The organism is Rhizobium sp. 62_C5_N11_2, from assembly GCF_051811185.1.
GTDB classification, from domain to species: Bacteria; Pseudomonadota; Alphaproteobacteria; order Rhizobiales; family Rhizobiaceae; genus Rhizobium; species Rhizobium leguminosarum.
The window spans coordinates 1,085,132-1,112,112 of the sequence record NZ_JBPWPW010000001.1; the positions used below are offsets into that span (position 1 = coordinate 1,085,132).

Consider the following 26,981-nt stretch of genomic DNA (forward strand, 5'->3'; position numbering starts at 1 on the left):
TCCACAGGGCATAACGCCTGTCGCACAAAAACTATGCAGCGGTTTTGCGATCACGACATGCGTGAAAACAAAGAGCTGAAGCGCGAGGAGCGAATCTGAAAGATTGCGACCGCCTTAGTCATTCACCGGAAACAAGCGGATCAGCTTCGTTCTTTCCATCTCCGCCAAGCCTGATGTCGACATGATGCCGCGGGCCAAACAGAGTTCTATGTCCCGTCCGATATCGAGCGGCACCAGCATACCGCCGGCCTTGAGCAGGCGGTCTGTCATCGACAGAAGCAGATCCACTTTCGCCTGGCAGCCATCGATTTCCAGGAGCGCCACCCGGCGCTCCCTGTCGATGTCTGCGAGATCCCTAGCCTGTTGCCGTTGTTGGTAAGCCCCGAATTGCACCCATCCGAAATAACCGGTCGCTACGACGCAGATACAGAGCAAGAGGATTTTCCGCACAATAATCCTTCGGAGCCGGGCGGCTCGCTTGCCTCTACAGCGCCGTGCGTTTTTTTAGACGCGCAAAGGACGCTGTAGCACTTTGAATTGCTGCATAATTTTGCCCTTAAATCGATTGCGATTTAAGGAATTATGTAGAGGAGGATTTCCTGGTTTCTCCGAGTGACGGAAATGCTCAATCTTTTTGTTTTTGCGCTATCGGAGGCAAAACCGCTGCGCACTTTTGCGGGTACTGCTCTAGCCGACAGCGCGTCTTTCGCGGGGTAATCCCTGTATCGCATATCGGTTAAAGACCGGGGTTACCGGTTTCGGCGGCGTCTTCAGCTTGCCGAAATGGTGTTCGAGCGCTTGTGAGAGCAAGGCCGGCGAGGTGACGCCCTCTTCGAACAGCCTGATCAACAGTATGGCCGCGACGTTGAAGACACGTTCGTTGCCGATCAGGATTTTGGCGTCGTAGCCGGCGTCGTCGAGCACGCCCTGCAGCATGTCGAGATCGGACGAAGTCAGATGCGGCTTTTCGAAAGTGGAAGACATCGGTCCTCCTTTCATCGGGGCAAGGGTATAAAAACCCTCAGTCGGCAGCGCCCGTACACTGGCTGCCGAAGTTGCGACCATGCGCCTTTCACCCAGGCAACGCAACGGGATTCTTGCAGCAAATATCGCTGCGGTTGATGAGTAGCCCGCACCGCTCAGGGTGCGGGCCGATGACGGTCATCCCGCCGCCTGATAGATGGGCCTCCGGGCGGCCGATCTCCGCGGACCGGCGGCTGCAAGCAGGGTGATCGCCACCGCAAGCAGCGCCACGAAAGCGATGCCGGCGATATAGGGGTTCCAGCCGAAATGTGGCGCGGCGCCGAAGACTGCCGAGGCGGCCGCGAGCACGATGCCGCCACCGATCTGGAAGGAGGCGAAAAGCAGTCCGGAGGCGAGCCCTGACTTGTCGTCTTCCACGTCGGAAAGAGCCGCGACCTGCACCGAGGGGTAGGTCATGGCGTAGCCGAGGCCGAGCGGGATCTGCGAAAACAGCACCAGTAGGATCGGGTCGACATGTCCGAGTGCTGTCACCCAGAAGATGTAGCTGAACGCCTGCAGGCCGACACCCGCCGCCATCAGCCCGGTGGCGCCGCGATTTTGCGCAAGCGTCGCGAAACGTGGCGCCAGGAACATCACGAAGACGCCGCCAAGCGCAAAGCAGAAGCCGGTGGTGAAGGCCGACCAGCCGATGACGTTTTGATAATAGAGCGTCGCCAGGAACTGGAAGCCGACATAGGCGCCCTGGAAGAGAGCGGCGATCGCATTGGCATGCCGGAGCTTGGCCCGGCGGAACATGTCGAGCGGCACCATCGGATCGGCATGCCGCGCTTCGACCACGAGGAAGAGCAGGATCAGCACCAGCGATGCCAGCAGCGAACCCCAGGTCGGGAAGGCTTGCCAGCCGGCGGCCGCAGCATTGGTGATGCCGAAGACGAAGAGCAGCAGCCCCGGCGTGATCGTCAGCGCGCCGGCCCAGTCGAAACTGGGCCGCGGTCCCGTCCTTTTGGGGTCGGCTGGCAGCGCCAGCGGCGCCAGAAAGAGTGTCAGGATGGCGACGGGCGCGCCCATGACAAGCGTCGCCCGCCAGCTGAAGATCGTCGCGGCACCGCCGAGCACCATGCCGAGCACGAAGCCGGTGGCGCCGGTAGAGGCGAAGACGCCGAGCGCCTTTGCCCGCGCGGTTCCCTCGCCGAAGACGGAGAGCAGCAGCGCAAGGGCTGCAGGCGCGGTGAAGGCAGCCGCAATGCCCTTGATCAATCGGGCGGCGATCAGTGTCGGCCCGCTATCGACGAAGCCGCCGGCGATGCTGGCGCCGGCAAAGATCGCCAGCGACCAGAGGAAGACGCGGCGATGGCCGAAGACGTCGGCGACGCGGCCGCCAAGCAGCAGGAAGCCGCCATAGCCGAGCACATAGGCGCTGACGGCCCATTGCAGCGATGTCGCCTCCATGCCGAGTTCGGCCTGGATGGCAGGCAAGGCAACGCCGATGGTGGAAACGTCCATGGCGTCGAGGAAATTGGCGGTGCAGAGCAGCAGCAATGCCAGCCCCGCCCCGCTTCGCGATTTGGAAAGAGTCATCGAAATCGTTCCTTCTTTACTGCCGCCTCATCGGGGGAGGTTGCCGGGCGGCAGGGAACGAGAAAATGTACAGCTTCCTTTCCTATTGCAAATTGATAGTAGCCATGCCAGATATTACTGACGATGATGAATGACGCCACGCTTCGCAAGATCGACCTCAATCTCCTGCTGGCCTTTTCGGTGCTAATGCAGGAGCGCAACGTCAGTCGCGCCGCCGAGCGCCTGCTGCTCGGCCAGCCGGGCCTGTCGGCCGCATTGCGGCGCCTGCGCGAAGCGCTGGACGATGAGTTGTTCGTGCGTGTCGGCCGCGGCCTGCAGCCGACGCCGCGCGCTCTTTCCATCGCCCCGGCGATCGAGGATGCGCTGTCGGGAATAGAGCGCGCCATCCGCCCACAGGCCGAATTCGATCCGGCAAGCTGGCAGGGCGAGTTCCGCATCGGCATGTGCGACAATCTTGAATCGGCCTTCTTCGGCCCGCTCGCCGCCCGTCTTCTCCAGCTTTCACCCGGCGCCCGGCTGATCGGCATCGCTTCCGAAAAGCGCGATGCCGCACGCCGGCTGGATGAAGGCGTCTTCGATTTTAGCGTCGCGATGCATGACGAACCCGCCTCCTGGCACATTCGCGCGCCGCTGTTCGACCAAGTCTCGATCTGCATCTACGATGAAGCTCAGCTCGGGCTGAAGGCGCCGTTGAGCCTCAAGGATTTCGCCAATGTCGCGCATGTCACCGTCTCGTTCGAAGGCAACACCTCGACCGGTATCGACATGGCGCTGAACCGCACCGGCGATGTGAGACAGGTGGTGGCGACCGTCCCGCGCTTTTCCGCTCTGCCGATGGTGCTGAAGGCGATGCCCGCCATTGCCACCGTGCCGGAATCGATCGGTCGCTGCATGGCGCAGTTACATGGGCTGATGCTTTGCGAGCCGCCGCTTTCGCTGCCGACCGATTCCGTGACGATGCTTTATCGCCGAGTCGACCAGACGGACGGCCGGGCGCGCTGGTTCCGTCGCCTGTTCATCGATGTAGCCAATAAGGCGCTCGAAGCTTCCGGCTGCTGCGTATCCATTCCGAGAGTCGCTGCCTGACGGTCCGTTATAGCTCGCCTTTGTGGAAATAAGCTTCGAGGCGATAGCCGTCGGGGTCGATGATGAAGGCAGCATAATAGAAGCGCCCGTAATCCGGCCGGATACCCGGTTCACCATTATCCGTGCCGCCAGATGCGACGGCCGCCGCGTGAAAGGCATCGACCGCAGCCTCATTCGGGGCGACGAAGCAGAAATGCAGCCCGGATCGCATGTCGGCAACAACAGGTTGTTCAACCTGCATCACCCAGAGCCCGACCGTTTCCAGGCCGTAGCCGATCGTGGTGTCGGAATTGGAGAGGCGCTCATATCCGAGCGGCGTTAGCGCCGCATCGTAGAAACGGCGGGCTCTTTCCAGGTCTTTTACGCCGATGGAAATATGATCGAACATGGACTGCGAAACTCCCTATCTTCCGCTAATGACTGCTCACACCCAAGATGGCTCGACGCCAACATCTTTCAACCGCTGTTCTAAAGCATGTCGCGCAAAAGTGTGCGGGACATGCAATCCTGCGACTGCAGTCGCCTGCGGTAAAGCTGAGACCGGACATCGCCGCATCCCGCCCAGGTCTCGTTTAAACAGCGCCCTCAGCGACGTTTTGCATCTGGTGCAGGTCCGTCACCTCATAGGTCCAGACTCGAAACGCCTTCAGCACATGCGGTCCGAAGGAATTGATGAGCGGTATGTCGGCAGCGTCGCGCCCGCGTGCGACGATGATGCGACCGATCCGTGGTGTGTTGTTGCGCGGATCGAATGCATGCCATGCACCGTCAAGGAAGACCTCGATCCAGGCGCTGAAGTCCATCGGATCCACCACGGGAATGCCGATGTCGCCGAGATGACCATTGATATATCGGGCAGGAATGTTGAGGCAACGGCACAACGCCACCGCGAGATGCGCAAAGTCGCGACAGACGCCGACGCGTTCGTGGAACGCCTCGAAAGCTGTCCGCGTCGATCGCGCCTGCATGTAGTCGAATTGGATATGGCCGTGAACGAAGTCGCAGATCGCCTGAACGCGGCCCCAGCCGGGTGAGACGGTGCCGAACATATCCCACGCAATTTGACTGAGACGATCCGTCTCGCAATAGCGGCTGCCCATCAGGTAGACGAGGCAATCATCCGGCAACTCCGAAACCGGGAGTTCCCTGGCGCCTGGCAGCGACCTGTCCGGTTTGCCGTCGTCTTCGATCGTCGCATCGCCCCATATGGTCAGGTCGCCCGCTGGTGCTACCAGCCGAAGACAGCGGTTGCCAAAGAGGTCGCGATAAGTCGAAGTGGGAACATCGGGCGTGGTGAATACCGTTTCCGGAATTCTGATGTCGGCCGCACGATCCTCATGAACCGACAACAGGCATACCAATGCGGTCGGCTGCGGGCAGGTCAGCGTCATTTCATAGCCATAACGGATCAACATGGAGCGTTCTCGCGCGTCCGGATCCGTCTAGCGGAAATCCGCCGCAGTTAGAGTATAGAAGGCGCGGCGGCGGTAGGAATAGGCTTTGTGCGCCACGTCCTGAATGGAGTTGCGCAGGGCGTCGAAGGAGGAAAGCCACCTCGTTTCCGAAGGCTCGGTTCTTTGCAATGCGGCGTCGGATTTCGCCAGTGCGCCAACCTCGATGAAGAACAACACCTGGAACATGCCGTCATGGCCGACGAAGCGCACAGCATTTCTCACAGCATCGAAGCTTCGGCTTTGGTTTAGAAACGCTAGCGCCATGGTTGGACCGGCGGGCTCTTACGAGCACTCCGAGCGGCGCCCGACAGCCTCAACCATTCCTTCCGGTATCCTATGTTGAGGAGATTGAAGGACATCATGTCTTTCCCGGCCTCCGAACGGCTCTTGCCGATCATGGCATGGTCCGCGTGTACGGGAACGCTTGCAGAAACACGATAGACGGTCCACGAACGGGCGGATTCGATCCGGCGGTCGTGTTCGATCTCCATGGAGTAGCGGCCGGGCGCTTCCCATGTGTGGACGGCAAATGCATTTCGTCTTCGTTCGGCTTCGTCTCCATGGCTGTTCACGATGTCAACCTTTCGTCATTCGGGCCGCGGCCTTGGCCAAACGTCCTCTCGATCAGTGTTGCGCCGCTGCCGGCGGGCGATAGGTTTACCAGTTCCAGGCTATCTTCCGTCGCGACCCGCTCATGACGTTCATCGTCACTACGGATGCGGTATTGCAGCACATTTCCTCTCAGAGGCAGCGTGGCGGTAATGCGGTATGTGTCGGGAAGCTTGGAGGGAACGACCAAGAACCCGTCCTTCACCCGGACAGTCTGCCCCACCTTGAAGATATGTGTTGCTGCCTCGCGCCGGACTGAGCGTCCATTGCGTTGCGGGATGCGCGTAGCGGTCATGACGGTTTGTGGTCCTTTTCGAGCACGGTTTCGAGATCTGACAGGTGGATAGGCATCATCTGCTGCGTCGAACTCTGCGCGGCGATCGCCGGCAGGTGGATGAAGGCGCCGACCCGTCGCCAGGCAAGCCTGGAAACGCTTTCGATCAATTCCTCGTCATAATCGACGCGGTATTCTCCGGCTGGCTGCGCCGCGTCGAAACCGGGCAGGCGGAATGGGGATGAAAAGCGGACGACGGTTTGTGTGGTGCGACTTGTCACTGCTGAGGCCTCCGCAGGAATACACCGATGCGTTTCCTGTATCGTTGAGATCCGAACCGGACGAACTCGAGTCTGCCGGTACATCCGCGGTCAGCGCCAAGCTCATTCCGGATCGGAACAGGCGAACTCAACGCCGGAACGACGTCATGGATCGCTGTCGAGAATTCAGTGGTGATGGCGGGTCGTAGGTCTCTGACACCGCGAAGCCAAGTTGGCCAAATCGACGAGACCTATCATTGCGCCTCTATTGAGTTTAAATCAAGATAAATTCTGATTTATCTATAAAAAACGCCAAATTAACTCTTCGTTCAGGAAAATAAAATGAAGCGAGATGGCGTATAAAATTCTATTCATTTCCTGATTATTACAAAATATCCGGTCGGATTGATTTCCTGAATATCTCAAAAAAATTCCTCCGCGAATAATATTTCTTGGCACTCCTATCAATCGAGTGCCACGAGTGTTATTTATGAGTTGCAGCCGCCATACGCGCCGGCAGCAGAAAGACCTCTATGAAATTCCGTTCACTTCACGACCGCGTCGTCATTCGACGTGCGGAAGGCGATGTCAAATCCAAGGGCGGGATCATCATTCCAGACACCGCCAAGGAGAAGCCGCAGCAAGGCGAAGTGGTCGCAGTCGGCCCGGGCCTGCGCGACAAAAGCGGCAATCTGGTCCCGCTCGATGTCGAGGTCGGTGATCTCATTCTGTTTGGAAAATGGTCGGGGACAGAAGTCACGATCGATGGCGAAACCCTTCTGATCATGAAGGAGACCGACATCATGGGCATCGTCGAAAAGACCGAGGCGGCTGCCGACAAAGCCGCCTGAGAGTCGAATTTGTGACCGCATCTCAAGACTGAACTGGGAAGAAATATCATGTCTGCCAAGGAAATCAGATTCTCCAACGACGCGCGCGACCGCCTGCTGCGCGGCGTCGAATTGCTCAACAACGCCGTCAAGGTGACGCTTGGCCCGAAGGGTCGCAACGTCGTCATTGACAAGGCCTATGGCGCACCGCGCATTACCAAGGACGGCGTCAGCGTCGCCAAGGAGATCGAGCTCGCGGACAAGTTCGAGAACATGGGCGCGCAAATGGTGCGCGAGGTGGCTTCGAAGACCAATGATCTTGCCGGCGACGGCACGACGACGGCAACGGTGCTCGCCGCCTCCATATTCCGCGAAGGCGCAAAGCTCGTCGCTGCCGGCATGAACCCTATGGATCTCCGGCGCGGCATCGATCTCGGCGTTACCGCCGTCGTCAAGGAAATCAAGGCGAGGGCGATGAAGGTCAAATCGTCAAGCGAGATCGCCCAGGTCGGCACCATTGCCGCCAATGGCGACGCCGCCATCGGCGAGATGATCGCCAAGGCGATGGACAAGGTCGGCAATGAGGGCGTCATAACAGTCGAAGAGGCGCGAACCGCCGAGACCGAACTCGACGTCGTCGAGGGTATGCAGTTCGACCGCGGCTATCTCTCCCCCTATTTCGTCACCAATGCCGAGAAGATGCGCGTGGAACTGGAGGATCCCTATATCCTCGTTCACGAGAAGAAACTCGGCAGTCTGCAGGCGATGCTGCCGATCCTGGAAGCCGTCGTACAGACCGGCAAACCGCTGCTCCTCATCTCGGAGGACGTCGAAGGCGAGGCGCTGGCGACGCTTGTTGTCAACAAGCTGCGCGGCGGCCTGAAGGTCGCAGCCGTCAAGGCGCCGGGTTTCGGTGATCGCCGTAAGGCCATGCTGGAAGACATTGCGGTGCTCACATCAGGCCAGATGATTTCCGAGGATCTCGGCATCAAGCTCGACAATGTCACGCTCGATATGCTCGGCCACGCCAAGCGCGTGCTGATCGACAAGGAATCCACCACGATCATCGACGGCTCCGGCGAGAAAGCGGCCATCCAGGCACGTATCCAGCAGATCAAGGCGCAGATCGAGGAGACTACCTCCGATTACGACAAGGAAAAGCTGCAGGAACGCCTGGCGAAACTCGCCGGTGGCGTCGCGGTCATCCGCGTCGGCGGCGCGACCGAAACGGAGGTCAAGGAAAAGAAGGACCGCATCGACGATGCGCTGAACGCCACCCGTGCGGCGGTCGAAGAGGGCATCGTGCCCGGCGGCGGCGTGGCACTGTTGCGCGCCAAGTCGGCGCTCACGGGCCTGACCGGGGAGAACGCCGACGTGACGGCGGGCATCTCGATCGTGCTCAGGGCGCTCGAAGCGCCGATCCGGCAGATCGCCGACAATGCCGGGTTCGAGGGCTCCATCGTCGTTGGAAAACTCGCGGGCAGCAATAACCACAATCAGGGCTTCGACGCACAGACGGAGACCTATGTCGATATGATCGAGGCCGGCATCGTCGATCCCGCCAAGGTCGTGCGCACCGCTCTGCAGGACGCCGGCTCGATTGCGGCGCTTCTGATCACCGCCGAGGTGATGATCGCTGACATTCCCGCAAGAGACTCCGCCCCTGCAGCCGGAAATGGCGGCATGGGCGATATGGGATACTGAGAACAGCCTGAACCGTCCGGCGTGGCCGGACGGCGAACCCGAACAATAGACAGGGAGAATTCCAATGTCCGTTCAGAGCAGCAGCAAGACATCGATCACCCAGCGTTTCGACAGTTACCAGCCATCCAAGACGCTTCTCGTCTGGGCCTGCGTCGTCACGGCAATCGCCACGATGATTATCGGCTTCAGCTGGGGAGGTTGGGTAACAGGCGGCACGTCAAGCAAAGCGGCAGCCGCCGCCGGCGACGTTGCACGCGGAGAACTGGCGTCCGCCATTTGCGTCGAACGGTTCAATGCGGCGCCGGATGCGGGCGCTAAACTGATCGAGTTCAAGGCGATTACCGAAGGCTACAAGCAGCGTCAGTTCGTCGAGGCCGGCGGTTGGGCGACCATGCCTGGGCAGACCTCACCCGACAGCCGAAGTGTTCAGGCCTGCGCCACCGCGCTTGCCATCTGACACCATTTTTCAGAGCGCTCCGATATGTGTGCGGAGCGCTTCCACTCTCAAGGCAGGAAATGACCAATGATCCGTTTTGTGAAAAAGAGCGACCCGCAGCCACCCGCAGACGACGCCGGCGACAACCGCTTCCAGAAAATCCGCGAGGCAGCTGCCGACGAGCATAAGAAAGCCGCCAACGACAGCACGCGTCGCCGCCCGCCGCAGGCAACGGAAGATGACGATCCGCTTATCTGAGAGGGTATGGAAAGGCGTCCTTGAACAGGTCTCCAGCGCAACCGTGTAAGCCGGCATATGGCGCGATCTGAGGGCAGGGACGCACCAGGGCGCTCCCTGAAGACCTAGCGATAATCCAGCCAAGTCCCGCCAGCGTCGGCGGAACGCACGCAGTTTTCCACCCAGCGCACCCCTTCCAGTCCGGCATCGACATCGGGAAAGACGAGGTCTTCGATCCCCGCAGGGGCGAGGCCGCGCTCTCGGTTGATGGCAAAGCCGAAGCGGCGATAGAGGTTCGCCCAGGCTTCGAAGAGACCTTCCGGGTGACCGCCGCCGATCCGGTCGTCGATCCTGGCTTGGGGATAGAGATAGTCCATGCCGCGCTCGAGGATGCGAGCCGGTTCGCCCTGGATCTCGTAAGACAGCTGGTTCGGCCGCTCGTCCCACCATTCGATACTGGCCTTCGAGCCGACGATGCGGATCTTCTGGCCGTGCATGGAGCCGGCATTGACGGCGCTCGACCAGATGGTGGCGATCGCGCCATTGTCATATTCCATCAGGGTCACCGCATTGTCTTCCAGCGGCGCTCGGCTTTTGACGAAGCTCTGGCGGGTGCAGAGCAGACGCCTGATCTTCAGGTGCGGCAGGATGACCTTGGCGATATAAAGCGGGTGGGTCCCGACATCGCCGAGGACATAGCTGGAACCTGCGAATTTCGGGTCGACGCGCCAGCGCGTCGAGGGGTTCTGCTCCTCCGCCGCAGCGCTATGGAAGCCGTGGGCGAATTGCAGGTTGACGATGCGGATCTCGCCGAGATCACCATTCCTGACCATGGCGCGCGCCTGCTCGATCATCTGGTGGCCGGCATAGCCGTAGGTCACGCCGACGATCCGGCCGCGCGCCTGGGAAAGCGTCTTCAGTTCTTCGGCCTCGGCGATCGTGAAGCAGAGCGGCTTTTCGCAGATCACATGCAGATCATGTTCGAGTGCTGCCTTGCAGATCGCGAAATGGGTGTTGTTGGGTGTCGCGATCGACACGGCCTCGATGCCGTCGGCGCGCCCGGCTTCAGCCGCAAACATAGTCGCATAGTCCCGGTAGCTCCTGGCTTCGTCGAGCCCCAGATCGAGGCCGAAGGCGCGGCCGCGTTCGGGATCGATATCGAAGGCACCCGCCACAAGGGCAAAGACGTCGTCGCGATGCGCCGCCGAGCGATGAATATAGCCGATCTGGCTGCCTTTGCCGCCGCCGACCATGCCCCAGCGGATCGGCTTTTGCCTGTTATTCGTCATAGTTTTTTCCCTAGCAATTCCAGCAAAAGTGCGCAGCGGTTTTGCGTCCGGAATTGCGCAAAACAGAGATGGAGCGTTTCCGTGTTTCGAAGAAAACGGAAACGCTCTAGAACCCGACCGACCTGAGGTAATCGCGGCTTTGCTTCACATCTTCGAGGCTGCCGGCGACATTGAGCGGATCGCGCTCCTGCTCGACGGTGATGAAGCCGTGATAGCCGATCTCCTCGAGCGTCCGCTTGACGGCGGGATAATCGATGACGCCGCGGCCGATCGGGCACATGACGCCCTGTCCGCAGGCCTCGAAGAAGCGGATCCTTTCACCCAGCACACGGTCGAAGACGGCCTGGTCGATGTCCTTGAAGTGGACGTAGTCGAGCCTGTCGGCATAGCGGCGAAGCATCTCCACGGGATCCATGCCGGCATAATAGCTATGGCCGGTGTCGAGGCAGAAGCCGGCGATCTCCTGCGGAATGTCATCTGCCACCCGCTCGATCTCATCGGCAAATTCGATATAGCCGCCCGCATGCGGGTGGATGACGGCGCGCACGCCGTATTTCCGCCGAGCGAGTTCGGCGATCGCCGTGATATTGGCGACCATCCCGGCCCAGGCCTTGTCATCGAGACGCGGCGCACGATCGGAATGGCCGGCAGCATAGTCCCGTTCGTCGTGCCCCCAGTCCATGACCGTGAGATAGGGCGTCCTGAACCGCTGGCCCGCCACCTGTTCCGGCTGCGGCAGCCTGGTGATAACGGCGCAGATTTCGTCCGTCTGCCGCAGCAATGTCTCCCGATTTTCAGGAGAGACCAGATCGTCGAAGATCGTGCCGGCGACGATGAAGAGATTGCGCTCGGTGAGCGCCTTTGCGACGAGCGCATCATCGAGCGGCACGTAACCATAGGGCCCGAGTTCAAGGCCGCCATAGCCGGCTGCCGCCGCCTCGTCGAAGACGCGTTCCCAGGAGGGAAGGTTTGGATTGTTGACGTCATCAACGCCCCAGCAGCAGGGGGCTGTCGTAATCGTGATGGTCACGGTATTATTCCTGATAGTGGGTGCCGGGGCGGATGTTGGCGATCAGCCAAGTTTCCCGGGCCAGTATTTGTCGACATATTTTTGAATTTCGGAGCGCATGAAGCGCCCGGAATCGTCGGCGCGCTCCTCCCAGCCGAAGACGCAGGCGGTGATGATGCCGTCGAACCCGACTGCGGCGAGCGAGGAGAAGAAGACATCCCAGTTGATCTCGCCCTGGTACATATCCATGTGCTGATGGATGGTGACCTTCGCGCCCGGCGGATTGATGATGTAGCGCAGCCCGGATGACGCCTTGTGATTATAGGTATCGGCCACATGCACATGGGCGATCAGCGGGCCGGCATCGCGGATCATTCGCGCCATATCGTCACCGAAATAGAAGGTATGCGGCGCGCAGTAGAGGAATTTGACGCTCTTCGAGCCGATGGTCTTCAGCATGTCGATCGCCGGATGCAGCGTTTCGCACCAGTCTTCCGGATGCGGTTCCATGTTGAGCGTGACGCCCTCGCGCTCGAACACCGGAACCAGCTCTTCTATCGAGCGCCACCAGGCAGCCTCGCTGTGCTCGTGGGTATGCATGCCGCCGCAGCAGCTGGCGCGGTGGCTGCGATCCGGCGACGGGCCGCGGCCGAATTCCGAGTTCATCGTATCGCAGCCCATTTCGGCGGCGATCGCGATCGCTTCCTTCCAGTAGCGCACTGCGGCCTGCCGCTCGTCCTCATGCGGGCTCGCCCAGCGATACATCGGCAGGATCGAGGCGAGCTGGACGCCGTGATCCTTCAGGGCCGCCTTGAATTCCGCAATGCGTTCCTTGTGTGCCCGCGGGCGCACCCACCAGGGCAGAAAATCGTCGCGCGGTGAAAGCTCGATATGCTCATAGCCGAGCTCCGCTGCCTTGCGGCAGAGGTCGCGCAGGTTGAGGTGACGGTGCATATGCGGGTCGAGTGCGATCTTCATCTGGCTCCTCCGTCATCCCCGGCCGCTTCGCGCCGGCGGATGATCCTTGATCTCGTTCATTTTGGACCGACCGGTGCTCCTCCCGGATTGCCAGCACGATACTGCTGCGGCGCCCCGATACTCCAATGCTTCCTTGATCAAATTTGATCATTGACCCCAGAGCATGCCGATGCTCTGCTGTGTCAGCTTTGGGAGTGAGTGAGACCTGATGAAGGTGACTTTGAAGGATGTCGCACGGCAAGCCGGCGTTGGCACAGCGACCGTCGAGCGCGTTCTCAACGACCGCGGCGGCGTGCGGCCGGAGACGGTGGAGAAGGTCTTCCTGGCGGCAAGGCGGCTTGAATACCGGCAAAGCCTGCCGGTCGCCCATCGCGGCCTGATCCGGATAGAGGTGATCCTGGTTCGCCCGGAGACCAGCTTCTATTCGCGTTTGAACCGGGCGTTCGAGCGCATCGCCGCCTCGCTCGACGACAGCATCACCGTTCACCGCACCTTCGTCCGCGAGAACGAGCCGGCGCAATTCGCCCGCTACATCGCCAACCCGACGGCACGCCGATCGGCGCTGATCGTGGTTGCACCCGACCATGCCGATGTCGTCACCAGCGTGCGGAAGGCGGCCGGTCTCGGCATCCCCGTCGTTCAAATCATGACCCGTCCGGCCCCCGAACTGCCCTATGTCGGCATCGACAATTATGCTGCCGGACGCACCGCGGCTCACTACATGTCGGGCATGCTGGCGCAGCGCCCCGGTTCGTTCGTCGCTCTCTGCCACAGCGGCGCCTATGAGAACCATAAGGAGCGGATCCGCGGCTTCTCCAACTATCTCTCGGAGAATGGTTCAAACGAACATCGTTTCATCGAGGTCATGTTCGACCTTGATGATGAGCACAATGCCATGGAGCTGCTGCAAGCGGCACTCCGGCGGGAGCCCGGCATCATCGGCGTCTATAGTGCCGGCGGCGACAACAAGGGTGTTGCCAGGGTGCTCGAGGCAAACAAGGCTAGGCGGCCGTTCTGGGTCGGCCACGAATTGACGGAGCAGACGCAGGACTATCTCTCTCGTGGCATCATGTCGATCGTCCTCGACCAGGCGCCGGAGGTGCAGGCAAGGCGTTCAATAGACCTTGCCCTGAACAGGCTCGGTCTCATCGAGGTGGAGGTCAGCGCCGAGCCGGTGCGCTTCCTGACGATCACATCGGAAAATCTCTGAGGCGGGATAAGGATGCCCGGACAATCCGCTCGACTGAGCGCTAGCGGCTTTCTCACGACGCTGGACGCAGCCTTACTGCAGCTGCGGCTTTCTGAGAAAGCTGTTGCGGTCGGCGGATTTGATGCGCAGCCAGGCTTCCCGGCCGTTCCTGAGAATCCGCATGGGGATTTCGGCGCCGGCCGGGCCGCTGCTCCAGAGCTTGCGGTAGAAATCGGCCAAGCCATCGACCTCTTCGTCGCGGATCTCCGATATGATATCGCCCTGACGCAGGCCCGCCTGGGCGGCCGGACCGCCTTCGGCCACGCTCATGACCACCACGCCGCCATTGCTCTCGGCAGAGAAGGCGCCGAGCCAAGGCCGCGGCGGCTTGTTGACCTGGCCGCGGTTCAAGAGATCGTCAAGGATCGGCGGCAAAAGGTCTATCGGCACGACCATGTTGATATCGGCAACCTCGTCGCCATCGCTCATCTGCAGGCGAAGCGAACCGATGCCGAGAAGCTTGCCGTCCGAACCGATCAGCGCCGCGCCGCCCCATGAGGGATGGGCCGGTGCCGTGAAAATCGCCTCGTCCAGCAGATATTCCCAATAGCCGGCGAATTCCTGCCGGGCGACGATATTTGCCTCGACGAATTCTCCGATGCCATCGGCAAGCACGACGGGATCGCCGGGCTTGGCTGTCGCCGCGTCGCCGAGATCTACAGCCGGGGCATTCAGGGCCCCGAGCGCCTGGACCAGGCCGAAGCCGCTTTCCTGATCATAGGCAAGCGCATGCGCGGGAACCACGCGCCCGTCATGGGTCGTCAGCCAGACCTCCTCGGCCTCGGTGATGAGATAACCGATGGTCAGCACCAGCCCGTTGTCGCGAATAACCACGCCGCTGCCTTCCCGGACAGTGCCCAGCGTCTCCGCCGTGAAGGCATCTTCCGGAATGGAGGAACGGACGGCCACGACTGACCGCAAAATCGGATCGATATTCATACTTTCATCCCGATGGGCGCCGGCGCGAAAGGCCGAAATCCGGCGCATTCCACTCTGAATAAGTAAGAAGATGGATGGGCGGAGGCAAGGCTGTGGCGGAGGGAATTTCCGCCACCGCATTTGATGATGCGCTGGAAACGTGGAAAGATCCAAGCGGCTATCGGCGTGGGGAATCGCCAATTCCGTAGGGGAATGCGCAACGCATTCAATCCGCGATCAAATCGGTTGGAATCTGCGATTTTCGTAAAATCTCACACGGCGCAACGCTGCGTCATTCCGTCGACCATCCTCTTCAAACTTGTGTGTATGATATTTTTTGATGACAGTGGCACTGCGCAACAATATACGGTCAATCCTATCAGGAATCAGACTGACACGGATCACGACATGAAAGACTGGCATCCCGATCTCAGCCGCAGCAGCAGCCCCCGTTATATGGCGATCGCCGATGTGATCGAAATGGATCTGCGCAGCGGGCACCTGGTGGTTGGGGACCGGCTGCCGCCGCAACGTGAACTCGCCAAGCGGCTGAATGTCGATTTCACGACGGTAGCCAGAGGTTATGTCGAGGCGCAGAAGCGCGGGCTTGTGGATTCGCATGTCGGCCGCGGCACCTTCGTCACCGGTGGTGCGGACAAGGAGCGCCAGGGCTTCGCACCCGACGCCGCGCCCGATCCCCGCCGCGCCTCCGTCGTCGATTTCTCGATGAACATGCCGCCGGAACCGGATGATCCGGAACTGATCGCCCGCATGCGCGAGGGCATGTCGGCAGTGGTGGCGAGCCTCATTCCGCTGCTGCGCTACCAGGGTTTCGGCGGCTCCAGCATGGACAAGGAGGCTGCAGCCTCCTGGCTCAGCCGTCGCGGGCTGGTGCCCTCGCAGGAGCGGATCTTCGTCACACCAGGCGCCCATCCGGCCCTGCTGGCGATCTTTGGCCTGCTGGCAAAACCGGGCGAGACCGTGCTTTCGGAAGTCATCACCTATCCCGGTATGCGCTCGATCGCCGCCCAGCTGCGGCTCAATCTGACCGGCCTGCCGATGGACGAGGACGGTATCCTGCCGGACGCCTTTGCAGACGCCTGTGAGAGATTGAAACCGAAAGCGCTCTATCTCAATCCGACGCTGCAGAACCCGACGACGCTGACCATCCCGGCCCGGCGCCGCGAGGAGATCTGCGCCGTTGCCCGCAAATATCACGTGCCGATCGTCGAAGACGATGCCTACGGCTTTATTCCGCAGCAGGGCCCGGCGCCGCTCGCCGCCATGGCGCCCGATCTGACCTGGCATATCGGCGGGCTGGCGAAATGCATCGGCGCGGGTCTGCGCCTTGCCTATGTCGTGGCGCCGGACAGCAAGGCCGTGTGGCCCTTCGTCAGCGCCATGCGCGCCAACAATGTCATGGCCTCGCCATTGACCGTGGCGCTCGCCACCCGCTGGATCGAGGACGGCACTGCCGATATGATCCTGCGTTTCATCCGTGCTGAGGCGGCCGCCCGCCAGCAAATGGTTGCTGCCATCCTGCCGGCCGGCAGCTACCGCGCCGATCCGATCAGCTTCAACATCTGGCTGCCGCTCTCCAACGGCTGGACCCGCTCCACCTTCGGCAGCCATACACGTTCTTCCGGCATCGGCGTCGTCGCAAGCGATGCCTTCACGGTCGAAGGCGTCGCACCCGAGGCCGTACGCGTCTGCCTTGGCGGACCGATCACCCGGGAGAAACTGCAGGGCGCACTGGAATTCATGGCCCACGCGCTGGAAGGCCCACCGGAAATGGCGGCGTCGTTCTTCTGACGCAGAATTCCGCCCCGGGCTGATTAGGCACCGACGAAATCCGGAAGCAGTCGGGAATCAGATCGGCCGCACCCAAGCTGTCCGGGGATGGCGAAGCATATCCGTCACGTTCACGTTTGATCCGTCCAGGCTGCCAAGCCTGGCTGCAGCCCCAAATGCTGCTTCAGAAATCTGCAGTCAGCTTTGCTGCCGGCCTGCGCTGGGAGTTCTGCGGCATTCTGGCGAATTGACTGGTAATTTCTTTCCAATGTAATTATATTGCATGCATTCATTAGAGGCATTGATTGCATCAATGTCCGCGGCACAGGAAAGCGAGATCGTCATGGATACGGAATATCCCCCACTTCCTCCGATACAGACCGGCATCAGGGGGCGCTGCCCGCGCTGCGGCCAGGGTCATATGTTCAAGGGCTTCCTGACATTGCAGCCGGAATGCGAGGTCTGCGGCCTCGATTATTCCTTCGCCGATCCGGCCGACGGTCCGGCCTTCTTCGTCATCTGCTTCGCCTGCATACCGAGCGTGCTGCTCGGCGTCTGGCTGGAGGTGGCCTTTTCGGCGCCGATCTGGGTGCAGCTTCTGATCACCGGCCCTTTCATGCTCGCCACCTGCATTCCGCCGCTGCGGCCGCTGAAGGGCTGGCTGGTCGCCAGCCAGTATTTCTACAAGGCGGAAGAGGGCAAGCTCGCCTAAAGCAACTGTGCAGCGGTCTTGCGACAACGACATGCGTCAAAACAAAGACCGAAAGCGCGAGGGACGAATCTGAAAGATCGCGACGCGCTTTAGGGCCTGTTGAGCGTCGCGCGCAGGCGGGGCGTTGTGAAATCGAGCAGCGCCCGCAGCTTCAGCGGCACCAGTCCCTGCGCGGGATAGACGAGATGCACCGGCGCCGGCGGTGATTCGAAATCGGCAAGCAGCGGCACCAGCAGGCCGGCGCTCTCGGCGCGTGCGGCCTGGTAGGAGAGCACGCGGGTGATGCCGAGGCCGGCAACAGCTGCGTCTACCGCCGCCTCGGCGGTGTTGACGGCAAGCCGCGAGCGGATCGGTACTGTGAGATCGCGTTTGCCCTCGGTGAATGTCCAGCTCAGCATCGAGGCCATGCCCTCGAAGGTGACGCAGTCATGCGCGGCGAGATCGCCTGGATGCCGGGGTGGGGCGTGCCGCTTGAGATAATCGGGGCTGGCATAGACGGTGCGGCGGATCGCACCGAGCCTTGTGGCGATCAGGTTGCTGTCCGGCAGGTTGCCGATCCGAAGCGCCACGTCGATATGATCCTCGACGAGGTTCGACAGTCGGTCGCCAAGCATCAGCCGCAGATTGATATCGGGATAGGCTTTCAGGAAATCCACCACGACAGGCAAGACATGCAGCCGACCAAAGACGATCGGCGCGGTCATCGTCAGTTCGCCCTTTGGCGCACTATATTCGCCGGCCGCCGTCCGTTCCGCCTCTTCCACCCGATCGAGAATTTCCCGCGCCGCCTCGACATAGGAGCGGCCGGCCTCCGTCAGCGTGATCTTCCGGTTGCTCCGTTGCAGCAGCTGGGCGTTGAGGTGTGCTTCCAGTTCCGAAACCTTGCGGCTGACGGTTGCGAGCGGGGATCGCAGATGTCGTGAGGCGGCCGAGAGGCTGCCCTGTTCGACAACGGCAAGGAGCACGGTCATGGCGTCGAGGCGGTCCATTCTATCCTTCCATGAATTGGTAACATGCCTTCCAGATTAGCATTCTACTGCAGTCAGGTGGAAGGCAGTAAATTACGCCGCAGATGGTTCGAAGCGGCCATCGCCAACCGCGTCCCGTCGATCGAAAGACCAGAGGAACCATCATGAAACTCTACCATCACCCGCTCTCCGGTCATGCACACCGGGCTCATCTGTTCCTGTCGCTGCTTGGCGTGCCCTATGAACTGGTCGAGGTCGACCTGGCAGCCGGCGCTCACAAGGCGCCGGACTTTCTGAAGCTCAATCCCTTTGGCCAGGTGCCGGTCCTCGACGACAATGGGGTCGTCATCGCCGATTCCTCCGCCATCCTCGTCTATCTCGCGCGCAAATACGGCCGCACCGACTGGCTGCCGGAAGAAGCGGTGGCAGCGGCCCGGATACAGAAGTGGCTCTCGGTTGCTGCGGGCGAGATCGCCTACGGTCCATGTGCTGCGCGCCTGGTTACCGTCTTCGGCGCCGATTTTCGCACCGACGAGGTGATCGCCCGGGCGCACCGCATTCTCGCACTGGTCGAGGCGGAACTGGACGCTCGCCGCTTTCTGCTCGGCGACAATGCGACGATCGCCGATGTTGCACTCTACAGCTACATCGCCAATGCGCCGGAGGGCAATGTCGACACCTCGGCCTATCAGGCGGTGCGCGCCTGGCTTGCGCGTATCGAGGCGCTGCCGGGCTTCGTCGGTTTTCGCAGGACGAAGATCGGCCTTGCCGCATGAGAAGCCGCCGGGACGGACTACCGTCCCGCTTTCCCCAACGATACCTGCAAGGAGATCGAGATGCTGGAGCAGACAAAACAGGACGCGCCGTCACCCTGGCATGAGGGTGAACTCGCCATCCAGCGCAGCGTCGGTGTCGTCGAACGCATGGACGGGCCGGGACGGAATTTCGTCCGCAAGGCCATGCCGGAACAGCACCGCGCCTTTTTTCCGATGCTGCCTTTCGTCGTGCTCGGCGCCGTCGATGCCAAGGGTGATGTCTGGGCAACGATAAGGGCTGAGCGACCGGGCTTCATGGCCTCGCCTGAGCCGGAGATCCTTGAGGTCGGCCTGCCGCGCGACCCGGCCGATCCTGCCGATGCCGGCATGGACGATGGCGACGCGATCGCCATGCTTGGCATCCAGCTCGAGACCCGGCGGCGTAACCGCCTGAACGGCGTGATCCGCAGGACGGACGCTAAAGGTTTTGACGTTCGCGTCGGCCAGAGCTTCGGCAATTGCCCGCAATATATCCAGCCTCGCTCCGCCGCCTTTGTCCGCGATCCCGATATGCCGACGGCGACGCAGCCGCTTCATTCCGGTCAACTCGACGATCGGGCGCTGGGGATGGTCGAGGGCGCCGATACGTTTTTCGTCGCCTCCTATGTCGACCGCGCCAATGGCGAGCGGCAGGTGGACGTGTCTCATCGCGGCGGCAATGCCGGCTTCGTGCGTGTCGGCGCCGACAGCGTGCTGACCATTCCCGATTTTGCCGGCAATCGGTTCTTCAACACGCTTGGCAATATCCTCGTCAATTCCAAGGCAGGGTTGGTCTTCGTCGATTTCGAAACCGGCGATATGCTGCAGATGACGGGAAATGCCGAAGTGCTGCTGGATTCCCCCGATATCGCCACCTTTCAGGGAGCAGAACGGCTATGGCGTTTCACGCCGGAAAAGATCGTGCTTCGCCCGGATGCTCTGCCGCTGCGGTGGCGGAAGGAGAGCGTGGATCTGCTGCGCCGTTCCCGCGGGTGAGGGTGCCCCTTGGCTGCCTCTCGATCCCGGGCGAACATCGCTTCGAAGCGGCTTGCCAATAATTGTACCAATCAGTACAGTGATAACCGTTCAGTACAGGAGTGATCATGTCCAGCCTTGTCCCGCCCTTCACCTTGGAGACCGCCACCCAGAAAGTCCGCCTTGCCGAGGATGGCTGGAACAGCCGCGATCCCGAGCGCGTCTCGCTCGTCTATACGCCGGACAGCCGCTGGCGGAATCGCGCCGAATTCATCACCGGCCGCGCCGAAATCGTCGCTTTCCTCACCCGCAAATGGGCCAAGGAGCTGGATTACCGGTTGATCAAGGAGATCTGGGCCTTCACCGACAATCGCATTGCCGTGCGCTTCGCCTATGAATGGCATGATGACAGCGGCAACTGGTTCCGCTCCTATGGCAACGAGAACTGGGAATTCGACGCCGCCGGCTTGATGCAGCGCCGCTTCGCCTGCATCAACGACCTGCCGATCCGGGAATCGGAGCGCAAGTACCACTGGCCGCTCGGCCGGCGGCCGGACGATCATCCCGGTCTGACCGAACTCGGTCTCTGATCAAGCCAAGGGAAGTTGCGGGTGAGAGCTGTCTACGAACGCGCCGACATCGTACCGCTGCTCGCCGAAATCTTCCGCGAGCTCGGCTATGAAGGCACGTCGCTCAGCCGTATCACCGAACGCACCGGCATCGGCAAGGGCAGCCTCTACCACTTCTTTCCCGGCGGTAAGGAGGAGATGGCAAGATCGGTGCTCGCCGATGTCGATGGCTGGTTCGAACATGCGATCTATCAGCCGTTGAGAAATGGGGATGCCCGTGAGGCGATCGCGGCGATGTGGACGCATGTGAACGACTACTTCCGCTCCGGCCGCCGCATCTGCCTCGTCGGTGCCTTTGCGCTTGACGAGACCCGCGAGCGGTTTTCGGCAGCGATCGGCGACTATTTCAGCCGCTGGATCGAAGCCTTGCGTTCGGCGCTGATGCGGGCAGGCTGTACTGAGGAGCAGGCGCAAATGCTCGCCGAGGAGAGCGTCTCCGGTATTCAGGGAGCGCTGGTGCTGTCGCGTGCGCTGGACGATAAGATGGTTTTCACCCGATCGTTGGACACGCTGGCAAAACGGCTCGATGCTGTGATGCGATGAGGGGGCAAACCGCTGGGACGTTTACTGCCCTGTGAAAATTCACCCGGCCACGATCGACTGGCCGGGGCATTGATCGGGCGCTGGGCGGCGCTCGAGCTTACATTGGTACCGCTTTGCGTATATTTCAGCGTTGTTGTTGAGGCTGCTGGGCCGGGCGCGTATTTTCCCGTTCAGGGCGAATCTGGCGCCATTCGTTTTCCATCTGGTCGACGACATGCTGGGGAATGGTGGTTTGGGTATTGGCCGGCGTCTGCATCGGAAGTCTCCTCTGTTCGTAGTAAGGCTTCGGGGCAGTGAGATGCATTGCACAAGACAAAAGGCGTGTAAATCAGTGGTTTAAACACTTTAAACGATTAAATCGAATTTAATCGATTAAGACGGTCTTAACCATGATATTCGAGGGAAGCGCGGAATGGTTGTCCACATGGACCGGACATTCTTTTTCGATACCGTACGGCACCAGCTCTTCAAAGGAAACCTGACTCAGCCTCAGGTAGTGGGCATCACGGCGATTCTCGACGCCTGGGAAGAGCGGTTTGCTGGGGCCGACCGGCGGTGGCTCGCCTATATCCTCGCAACCGCTTACCATGAGACCGCCTACACGATGCAGCCGGTGCGGGAGACGCTGGCGGAAAGCGATGCGCGCGCGGTCGAGATCCTGGAGACGGCCTTCGCGGCAGGCAGGCTCTCCTGGGTGAAGACACCCTACTGGCGGCCGGACGAGGATGGCTGCAGCTGGCTCGGCCGCGGCCTGGTGCAGCTCACCCATAAGCGGAACTATGAGGCGATGAGCGTGCTGACCGGGATCGACCTCGTTGCCGATCCCGACCGGGCGATGGAGATGGATGCGGCGGTGACGATCCTGATCGAAGGTATGCTGCAGGGCAGTTTTACCGGCCACAAGCTCGCCGATCATCTGAACGCGACGACCGCGGATTGGGTGAATGCCCGCCGCATCGTCAATGGCACCGACCGGGCGGAAAAGCTGGCAAGCTATGCCATGGCCTTCGATGCGGCGATACGTCCCGATGCTGCGCATCGCATGCGCGCGCGGTTGAAGGCCTGGGGCTCGCGTGTTATCGCCCGGCTGAGACTCTGAAATCTGACAGGAGCTTCCGCGTGATCCGCCATATCGTCTTTTTCACCGTGCAGGAGGAACATCTGCAGGAGGTGAGGGCCGGGCTTTCTATACTGACCGGCATTCCGCATGCGCGGCTGCTGGAAATCGGCACCAATGTGAAGACCGATCAGCTGGGCACCGAGATCGATCTTGTGGTCTATGGCGAATTCGACGATGAAGCGGCCCTTGCCGCCTATAAGGCGCATCCCGATTATCAGCTCTCGATCGACCGCGTGCGGCCGCTCCGCGAAAAGCGCATCGCCGCCGACTACGACAGTCGCACGGCGGTGACGCGGCCGCTCTGACGCCTGCAGGCATCCGGCTGGCGAGCCGCATTCCGTTTAAATTTCAAATGGATGAATGATTGTCCGGATTCGGTTCGTCGCGAAGCTGACTCAACTTCTGAGCCACCGGATTCAACTTTCGAAAAAGCGGCGGCAAACGATTCAAAAGACTCGGGAAAAGCGGGCGTCCGTTCGTCATCAGGTCGCCGCAATGGCCGCGATGTGTGGACGGAAAGTGTTCTCGTCTCTGCGCGGATGATAATCAAGACAGATTAAGAATGGCTGACTTTAGGGTGCAGGCCGTCACGGAGCGACCGGGCTCGGCTGCGAAGCATGGGCGCCGCGCACCAGCGCCATCAGCATCAGCACGAAGGCCAGCGACAAGGCCGCGAGAGCGGCGCAGGCGGCGAGCGCCGGGCCGGTGCCGGCGCGGTCGAGGATGGCGGTGAAGATGACCGGGGCGATGGCGTTGGCGAGATTTTGCGGCAGCGACAGCCTGGCCGATTGCAGTCCGAATTCGCGCGGTGAGAACAGCGCCAGCGGCAGCAGCGCGCGGGCGACAGTCATGACGCCGGCGCCAAAGCCGTAGAGCAGGATGAAGGTGACGAGCAGCGGTGTCGACGGGCTGGCGACCAGCATTATCAGGAAACTGATCATCATCAGGCTGATGCCCATGGCTGCGCTGAGCATGGGGTTGCCGCGCCGGCCAAGCAGCATGTCGAGGAAACGTGCCGAGATGCCAAGGACGCCGCGTGCCGAGCCGAGCTGCAGCGCTAGGGCTGGCGAGGCGCCGGACTGGCGGAAGATTTCGAGCAGCGATGGGGAGATGCCGAAGGTGATGAAGGTCGAGATCGTCGTCGCCGCGGCAATCAGCAGGAAGACTTTGCGTTGCTCGGCCTTTGACAGCGGCACCGGGGCGATTTCGGCCGCGCTGCCTTCGATGTGCGTTGCGAGCGGCTTCGGCAGGGCGAAGAGATGCAGCGGCAGGCAGACGAGGAATTGCAGCGCCGCGCAGACCAGGAAGGTCAGGCGCCAGCCGACCGCCTCGTTGAGCAGGCTGAGGATCGGCCAGAAGATGGCGCTCGAAAGTCCGGTGAACAGCATCAGGATGGCGATGACGCGTTTGCCGTTCGCCCCTTCGCGCTCGACGACGGCGGTATAGGCCGGTGCCGAGAGGCCAAATGCGCCGCCGATGCCGATGATGACCCAGGCGCCGGCATAGAGCACGATGCCGTTTGCGGCGGCAAGCACAAGCAGGCCAAGCGCAAAGGTCAGCGAGGCGGCCGAAAGTACCCGGGCAGCACCATAGCGGCCGAGCCAGCGGCCGGTCGCCGGACCGACAATGGCGCTGACCACCATCATGATCGTCAGGCCGGCAAATACCACCTCGTTCGGCAGGCCGAGATCGGGCGCCACGACGCGGCCCATGACACCGAGCATGTCGAAAGTCGTGCCCCAGCCGATCAGCTGGGTAACGGCAAGGACGGTGACCGTCTGCGCCGAGCGGAAGCGGGAGGATTTTGGCATTGGCGCTGAAACGGTCTGAAATGCGGGGGCAGCAAGGACATAACAGTTTCAACCGGCCCGTGAAAGCTGCGGTCGGCAGGAATCGGAACGGCGCGGCCGATTCGCAAATGACGGCCGTGGAGTCGGTCCCGTCAACTCACCGCCTTTACGGGGCTGACGAAGAATGCGTGGATCCCAAGGCTGGAGGCTATCGTTCTTGGACGCAACGGCGCCGCCGGAGCTTGCCGCGGCGGCGATTTCCAGGCGCTGAAACAGGCTGTCCCGTAAAGTCGAGAACAGTTCTAAACACCCTGCATTACAGCGCATTCATTTGCCATTCAGGTCGCGTGAGTACATATTCGAGGCAAGTTGGCATTACCTTGAAAGCATAACACATGGCCTTTCCTCTGAGCGTCGCAGCATTGGCCGCCGGACTGGTGGTATCGGCGCCCTCACCGGACGCCACGGGCAGTTTTGTCCTGCGTGTGGGAGGCGATTGCAGCGCCGCCGCAGCCCAGGTCGTCGAGCAGACGGGCGGCCAGCTGCTGTCCGTGCAACCGGTGGGCGATACCTGCATCATCACCGTTCTTGTGCAGGGCAACGGCCAGCGCCCACGCAAAGTGACGGTAAAGGTTCCGATGTAAGCGGAATCGGCTTATTCAGGACATTGATCGATTTGAAGCGGACGAAGGCGGACCGATGCGCATCCTGGTAGTCGAAGACGACGTTAATCTGAACCGGCAGCTGGCCGACACGCTGAAGGAGGCGGGATATGTCGTCGACCAGGCGTTCGACGGCGAGGAAGGCCATTTCCTCGGCGACACCGAACCCTATGACGCCATCATCCTCGATATCGGCCTGCCGGAGATGGACGGGGTCACCGTTCTTGAAAAATGGCGCGGCGCCGGCCGCGGCGTGCCGGTGCTGATTCTCACGGCGCGCGACCGATGGAGCGACAAGGTCGCCGGCATCGATGCCGGTGCCGACGACTACGTCACCAAGCCCTTCCATGTCGAGGAAGTGCTGGCGCGCATTCGGGCGCTGATCCGGCGTGCGGCCGGGCATTCCTCATCCGAGATCATCTGCGGGCCGGTGCGGCTCGATACCAAGTCCTCGAAGGCGACGGTCAACGGCACGACGCTGAAGCTGACCTCGCACGAATATCGCCTGCTCGCCTATCTCATGCATCACATGGGCGAGGTCGTCTCGCGCACGGAACTGGTCGAGCATATGTACGACCAGGATTTCGACCGTGATTCCAATACGATCGAAGTCTTCGTCGGCCGCCTGCGCAAGAAAATGGGCGTCGACCTGATCGAAACGGTGCGCGGTCTCGGTTACCGCATCCAAGCGCCGAAACATGCGAATTAAGTCGCTCACCGCACGTGTTTTGTTGCTGACCACGGTCTGGTCGACAGTGGCGCTGGTGGTGATCGGTCTGTTGATCTCCACCCTCTACCGCAAGAGCGCCGAACGCGGTTTCCAAGATCTGTTGCGGGCGCAGCTCTATAACGTCATCAATTCGGTGACGATCGGCGATCAGGGCGCACTCAGCGGCAGCCCGCAGCTCGGCGACCTGCGTTTTGCCCAGCCAAAGACCGGCTGGTACTGGGTGGTGGAGCCGCTCGGCACCTATACGACCGCTCCGCTGGTCTCGCCTTCGCTCGGCTCGGCGCTCATTCCGGTTCCCTCGGTCGTCGAGGCGCCCTTCGACAAGAATTACGAGCGCTACTATCAGGTGACGGACGCCTCCGGGAACCGCGTGCAGGTGGCGGAGACCGAAGTGGTGCTCGATACCGACGGGCGTGCAGCGCGCGTCCGCGTCACCGGTAATGTCGATGTCGTCGAGGACGACGTGCGCACCTTTTCCCACAGCCTCTATCTGGCGCTTGCCGGTTTCGGTGTCGGCAGCCTGATCGTCAACGCGCTGGCGATTCTCTACGGCCTGAAGCCGCTCGACAAGGCGCGTGCCGCGCTGGAGCGCATCCGCGCCGGCGAGAGCGAGCAGCTGAAGGGCGACTTCCCGCGCGAAATCCTGCCGCTTGCCAACGAGGTGAATGCGCTGATCGACAGCAACCGCCGCATCGTCGAGCGCGCCCGCATGCAGGTCGGCAATCTCGCGCATTCGCTGAAGACGCCGATTGCCGTGCTTCTCAACGAGGCGCGGGTCCTGGAGAAATCCCATGGTGAGCTGGTGCGCAGCCAGGCGGAAGCGATGCAGGGGCAGGTGCAGTCCTATCTCAATCGGGCGCGCATCGCCGCGCAGCGCGAATCCGTGCTCGCCCGCACCGATGCAGAGCCGGCGCTGGAGCGGCTGGTGCGCGTCATGCGCCGTCTGAACGTCGATACCGAATTCGATCTCGTCGTCTCGCCGCCGCATCTGGCCGTTGCCATGGAGCAGCAGGATCTCGAGGAGACCGTCGGCAATCTCCTGGAAAATGCGGCGCGTTTTGCCAAGAGCAGGGTGCGGCTTTCGGCCGTCGAGGCCGGCGAGGACGTGAAGGGGGTGGAGGCGAGCGCGCGCCGCCATTGGGTGGAGCTCGCCGTCGAGGATGATGGGCCTGGCCTGGAGCCGGACCAGATCCGCGAGGCGCTGAAGCGCGGCCGCAGGCTCGACGAAAGCAAGCCCGGAACCGGGCTCGGCCTTTCGATTGTCACCGAGATTTCCAACGAATACCAGGGACGGCTCGAGCTTTCCCGCGGTGAATGGGGCGGGCTGAAGGCGAAGCTTATCCTGCCTGGCGTCACAAAGGATGTTGCATGA

The 26,981-nt window shown here is 61.5% G+C and carries 33 protein-coding genes; 17 read left to right on the forward strand and 16 right to left on the reverse strand.

Annotation, left to right across the window (positions count from 1 at the left end; genetic code table 11):
* Nucleotides 1-114: 114 nt before the first annotated feature.
* The 3 genes from AB8B31_RS05515 to AB8B31_RS05525 form a co-directional block, all read right to left on the reverse strand.
* Nucleotides 115-450 (reverse strand): hypothetical protein, encoded by a 336-nt coding sequence (locus AB8B31_RS05515; RefSeq protein WP_026230637.1) that lies wholly within the window; start codon nt 448-450, stop codon nt 115-117.
* Between the two features lie 237 nt (nt 451-687).
* Nucleotides 688-1,065 (reverse strand): hypothetical protein, encoded by a 378-nt coding sequence (locus AB8B31_RS05520; protein WP_026230636.1) that lies wholly within the window; start codon nt 1,063-1,065, stop codon nt 688-690.
* 96 nt (nt 1,066-1,161) lie between these two features.
* Nucleotides 1,162-2,562 carry an MFS transporter gene (locus tag AB8B31_RS05525; RefSeq protein WP_439007411.1) on the reverse strand — a complete coding sequence of 467 codons (1,401 nt, stop codon included), beginning with the start codon at nt 2,560-2,562 and terminating at the stop codon, nt 1,162-1,164.
* 123 nt (nt 2,563-2,685) lie between these two features.
* Between AB8B31_RS05525 and AB8B31_RS05530 the strand changes: the two genes are divergently transcribed.
* Complete coding sequence (locus tag AB8B31_RS05530) at nt 2,686-3,648, forward strand: LysR family transcriptional regulator (RefSeq protein WP_439007412.1); 963 nt, start codon at nt 2,686-2,688, stop codon at nt 3,646-3,648.
* A gap of 7 nt (nt 3,649-3,655) precedes the next feature.
* Here the strand turns inward: AB8B31_RS05530 and AB8B31_RS05535 are convergent, their stop codons facing one another.
* The 6 genes from AB8B31_RS05535 to AB8B31_RS05560 all read right to left on the reverse strand — a co-directional run bounded on the left by AB8B31_RS05535 (nt 3,656) and on the right by AB8B31_RS05560 (nt 6,266).
* Entirely contained in the window at nt 3,656-4,036 is a 381-nt protein-coding gene (locus AB8B31_RS05535) for a VOC family protein (protein WP_112906371.1), read from the reverse strand.
* Between the two features lie 184 nt (nt 4,037-4,220).
* Nucleotides 4,221-5,063 carry a transglutaminase-like domain-containing protein gene (locus AB8B31_RS05540; protein WP_439007413.1) on the reverse strand — a complete coding sequence of 281 codons (843 nt, stop codon included), beginning with the start codon at nt 5,061-5,063 and terminating at the stop codon, nt 4,221-4,223.
* A gap of 27 nt (nt 5,064-5,090) precedes the next feature.
* A complete protein-coding gene (locus AB8B31_RS05545) occupies nt 5,091-5,366 on the reverse strand; it encodes a DUF1488 domain-containing protein (RefSeq protein ID WP_112906373.1) in 276 nt (91 codons plus the stop codon).
* The gene (locus AB8B31_RS05550; RefSeq protein ID WP_018241285.1) at nt 5,357-5,674 is read right to left on the reverse strand and encodes a hypothetical protein; all 318 of its coding nucleotides are present in this window, start codon (nt 5,672-5,674) and stop codon (nt 5,357-5,359) included. Before AB8B31_RS05550 ends, AB8B31_RS05545 begins: the two co-directional genes overlap by 10 nt.
* The gene (locus tag AB8B31_RS05555) at nt 5,671-6,006 is read right to left on the reverse strand and encodes a hypothetical protein (protein ID WP_047619713.1); all 336 of its coding nucleotides are present in this window, start codon (nt 6,004-6,006) and stop codon (nt 5,671-5,673) included. The genes AB8B31_RS05550 and AB8B31_RS05555 overlap by 4 nt, the downstream gene beginning before the upstream one ends.
* Entirely contained in the window at nt 6,003-6,266 is a 264-nt protein-coding gene (locus AB8B31_RS05560) for a hypothetical protein (protein WP_112906375.1), read from the reverse strand. The genes AB8B31_RS05555 and AB8B31_RS05560 overlap by 4 nt, the downstream gene beginning before the upstream one ends.
* A 512-nt stretch (nt 6,267-6,778) precedes the next feature.
* On the opposite strand from AB8B31_RS05560, the gene AB8B31_RS05565 reads away from it, so the two are divergent.
* From AB8B31_RS05565 to AB8B31_RS05580, 4 genes are all read left to right on the forward strand, one after another.
* Entirely contained in the window at nt 6,779-7,096 is a 318-nt protein-coding gene (locus AB8B31_RS05565) for a co-chaperone GroES (RefSeq protein ID WP_003557889.1), read from the forward strand.
* Between the two features lie 48 nt (nt 7,097-7,144).
* Nucleotides 7,145-8,779 carry a chaperonin GroEL gene (groL, locus tag AB8B31_RS05570; protein WP_018241288.1) on the forward strand — a complete coding sequence of 545 codons (1,635 nt, stop codon included), beginning with the start codon at nt 7,145-7,147 and terminating at the stop codon, nt 8,777-8,779.
* 64 nt (nt 8,780-8,843) lie between these two features.
* Nucleotides 8,844-9,236 carry a hypothetical protein gene (locus AB8B31_RS05575; RefSeq protein ID WP_018241289.1) on the forward strand — a complete coding sequence of 131 codons (393 nt, stop codon included), beginning with the start codon at nt 8,844-8,846 and terminating at the stop codon, nt 9,234-9,236.
* A 66-nt stretch (nt 9,237-9,302) separates the two neighbouring features.
* On the forward strand, nt 9,303-9,473 hold the full coding sequence (locus AB8B31_RS05580) for a hypothetical protein (protein ID WP_165403082.1): 171 nt from the start codon (nt 9,303-9,305) through the stop codon (nt 9,471-9,473).
* Nucleotides 9,474-9,577: 104 nt separating this feature from the next.
* Here the strand turns inward: AB8B31_RS05580 and AB8B31_RS05585 are convergent, their stop codons facing one another.
* From AB8B31_RS05585 to AB8B31_RS05595, 3 genes are all read right to left on the reverse strand, one after another.
* On the reverse strand, nt 9,578-10,741 hold the full coding sequence (locus AB8B31_RS05585) for a Gfo/Idh/MocA family protein (RefSeq protein ID WP_439007414.1): 1,164 nt from the start codon (nt 10,739-10,741) through the stop codon (nt 9,578-9,580).
* 106 nt (nt 10,742-10,847) lie between these two features.
* Nucleotides 10,848-11,771, reverse strand: a complete 924-nt coding sequence (locus AB8B31_RS05590; protein ID WP_028733890.1) for a TIM barrel protein — start codon at nt 11,769-11,771, stop codon at nt 10,848-10,850.
* A 42-nt stretch (nt 11,772-11,813) separates the two neighbouring features.
* The gene (locus AB8B31_RS05595; protein WP_327212203.1) at nt 11,814-12,728 is read right to left on the reverse strand and encodes a sugar phosphate isomerase/epimerase family protein; all 915 of its coding nucleotides are present in this window, start codon (nt 12,726-12,728) and stop codon (nt 11,814-11,816) included.
* A 208-nt stretch (nt 12,729-12,936) separates the two neighbouring features.
* Here AB8B31_RS05595 and AB8B31_RS05600 point away from each other — a divergent pair, with 208 nt between their 5' ends.
* The gene (locus AB8B31_RS05600; RefSeq protein WP_439007415.1) at nt 12,937-13,938 is read left to right on the forward strand and encodes a LacI family DNA-binding transcriptional regulator; all 1,002 of its coding nucleotides are present in this window, start codon (nt 12,937-12,939) and stop codon (nt 13,936-13,938) included.
* Nucleotides 13,939-14,010: 72 nt separating this feature from the next.
* Here AB8B31_RS05600 and AB8B31_RS05605 read toward each other — a convergent pair whose 3' ends face one another.
* Nucleotides 14,011-14,916: a S1C family serine protease gene (locus AB8B31_RS05605; RefSeq protein ID WP_018241295.1), complete on the reverse strand. Its 906-nt coding sequence runs from the start codon at nt 14,914-14,916 to the stop codon at nt 14,011-14,013.
* 387 nt (nt 14,917-15,303) lie between these two features.
* Between AB8B31_RS05605 and AB8B31_RS05610 the strand changes: the two genes are divergently transcribed.
* Nucleotides 15,304-16,707: a PLP-dependent aminotransferase family protein gene (locus tag AB8B31_RS05610; RefSeq protein ID WP_439002299.1), complete on the forward strand. Its 1,404-nt coding sequence runs from the start codon at nt 15,304-15,306 to the stop codon at nt 16,705-16,707.
* Nucleotides 16,708-17,029: 322 nt separating this feature from the next.
* Nucleotides 17,030-17,398: a DUF983 domain-containing protein gene (locus AB8B31_RS05615; protein WP_222283994.1), complete on the forward strand. Its 369-nt coding sequence runs from the start codon at nt 17,030-17,032 to the stop codon at nt 17,396-17,398.
* An 89-nt stretch (nt 17,399-17,487) separates the two neighbouring features.
* On the opposite strand, the gene AB8B31_RS05620 is transcribed toward AB8B31_RS05615, so the two are convergent.
* Nucleotides 17,488-18,387, reverse strand: coding sequence for a LysR substrate-binding domain-containing protein (locus AB8B31_RS05620; protein ID WP_439002300.1), 900 nt, complete (start codon nt 18,385-18,387; stop codon nt 17,488-17,490).
* A 143-nt stretch (nt 18,388-18,530) separates the two neighbouring features.
* Between AB8B31_RS05620 and AB8B31_RS05625 the strand changes: the two genes are divergently transcribed.
* From AB8B31_RS05625 to AB8B31_RS05640, 4 genes are all read left to right on the forward strand, one after another.
* The gene (locus tag AB8B31_RS05625) at nt 18,531-19,142 is read left to right on the forward strand and encodes a glutathione S-transferase family protein (RefSeq protein WP_130652077.1); all 612 of its coding nucleotides are present in this window, start codon (nt 18,531-18,533) and stop codon (nt 19,140-19,142) included.
* Between the two features lie 60 nt (nt 19,143-19,202).
* Complete coding sequence (locus tag AB8B31_RS05630; RefSeq protein ID WP_439007416.1) at nt 19,203-20,156, forward strand: flavin-nucleotide-binding protein; 954 nt, start codon at nt 19,203-19,205, stop codon at nt 20,154-20,156.
* Between the two features lie 107 nt (nt 20,157-20,263).
* Nucleotides 20,264-20,725, forward strand: coding sequence for a nuclear transport factor 2 family protein (locus AB8B31_RS05635; RefSeq protein WP_112906387.1), 462 nt, complete (start codon nt 20,264-20,266; stop codon nt 20,723-20,725).
* A gap of 21 nt (nt 20,726-20,746) precedes the next feature.
* Nucleotides 20,747-21,307 carry a TetR/AcrR family transcriptional regulator gene (locus AB8B31_RS05640; RefSeq protein ID WP_439007417.1) on the forward strand — a complete coding sequence of 187 codons (561 nt, stop codon included), beginning with the start codon at nt 20,747-20,749 and terminating at the stop codon, nt 21,305-21,307.
* A 124-nt stretch (nt 21,308-21,431) separates the two neighbouring features.
* On the opposite strand, the gene AB8B31_RS05645 is transcribed toward AB8B31_RS05640, so the two are convergent.
* A complete protein-coding gene (locus AB8B31_RS05645) occupies nt 21,432-21,563 on the reverse strand; it encodes a hypothetical protein (protein ID WP_018241303.1) in 132 nt (43 codons plus the stop codon).
* A 156-nt stretch (nt 21,564-21,719) separates the two neighbouring features.
* Between AB8B31_RS05645 and AB8B31_RS05650 the strand changes: the two genes are divergently transcribed.
* Together AB8B31_RS05650 and AB8B31_RS05655 are read left to right on the forward strand one after the other, a co-directional pair.
* On the forward strand, nt 21,720-22,406 hold the full coding sequence (locus tag AB8B31_RS05650) for a hypothetical protein (RefSeq protein ID WP_018241304.1): 687 nt from the start codon (nt 21,720-21,722) through the stop codon (nt 22,404-22,406).
* 20 nt (nt 22,407-22,426) lie between these two features.
* A complete protein-coding gene (locus AB8B31_RS05655) occupies nt 22,427-22,732 on the forward strand; it encodes a Dabb family protein (protein ID WP_003546748.1) in 306 nt (101 codons plus the stop codon).
* Between the two features lie 282 nt (nt 22,733-23,014).
* Here AB8B31_RS05655 and AB8B31_RS05660 read toward each other — a convergent pair whose 3' ends face one another.
* Nucleotides 23,015-24,238, reverse strand: coding sequence for an MFS transporter (locus tag AB8B31_RS05660; protein ID WP_439007418.1), 1,224 nt, complete (start codon nt 24,236-24,238; stop codon nt 23,015-23,017).
* Nucleotides 24,239-24,612: 374 nt separating this feature from the next.
* On the opposite strand from AB8B31_RS05660, the gene AB8B31_RS05665 reads away from it, so the two are divergent.
* The 3 genes from AB8B31_RS05665 to AB8B31_RS05675 are packed head-to-tail and all read left to right on the forward strand — an operon-like array spanning nt 24,613 to nt 26,981.
* The gene (locus AB8B31_RS05665; RefSeq protein WP_018241305.1) at nt 24,613-24,861 is read left to right on the forward strand and encodes a hypothetical protein; all 249 of its coding nucleotides are present in this window, start codon (nt 24,613-24,615) and stop codon (nt 24,859-24,861) included.
* Nucleotides 24,862-24,916: 55 nt separating this feature from the next.
* Nucleotides 24,917-25,588, forward strand: a complete 672-nt coding sequence (locus tag AB8B31_RS05670) for a response regulator transcription factor (protein WP_018241306.1) — start codon at nt 24,917-24,919, stop codon at nt 25,586-25,588.
* On the forward strand, nt 25,578-26,981 hold the full coding sequence (locus AB8B31_RS05675) for a sensor histidine kinase (RefSeq protein ID WP_003546769.1): 1,404 nt from the start codon (nt 25,578-25,580) through the stop codon (nt 26,979-26,981). The genes AB8B31_RS05670 and AB8B31_RS05675 overlap by 11 nt, the downstream gene beginning before the upstream one ends.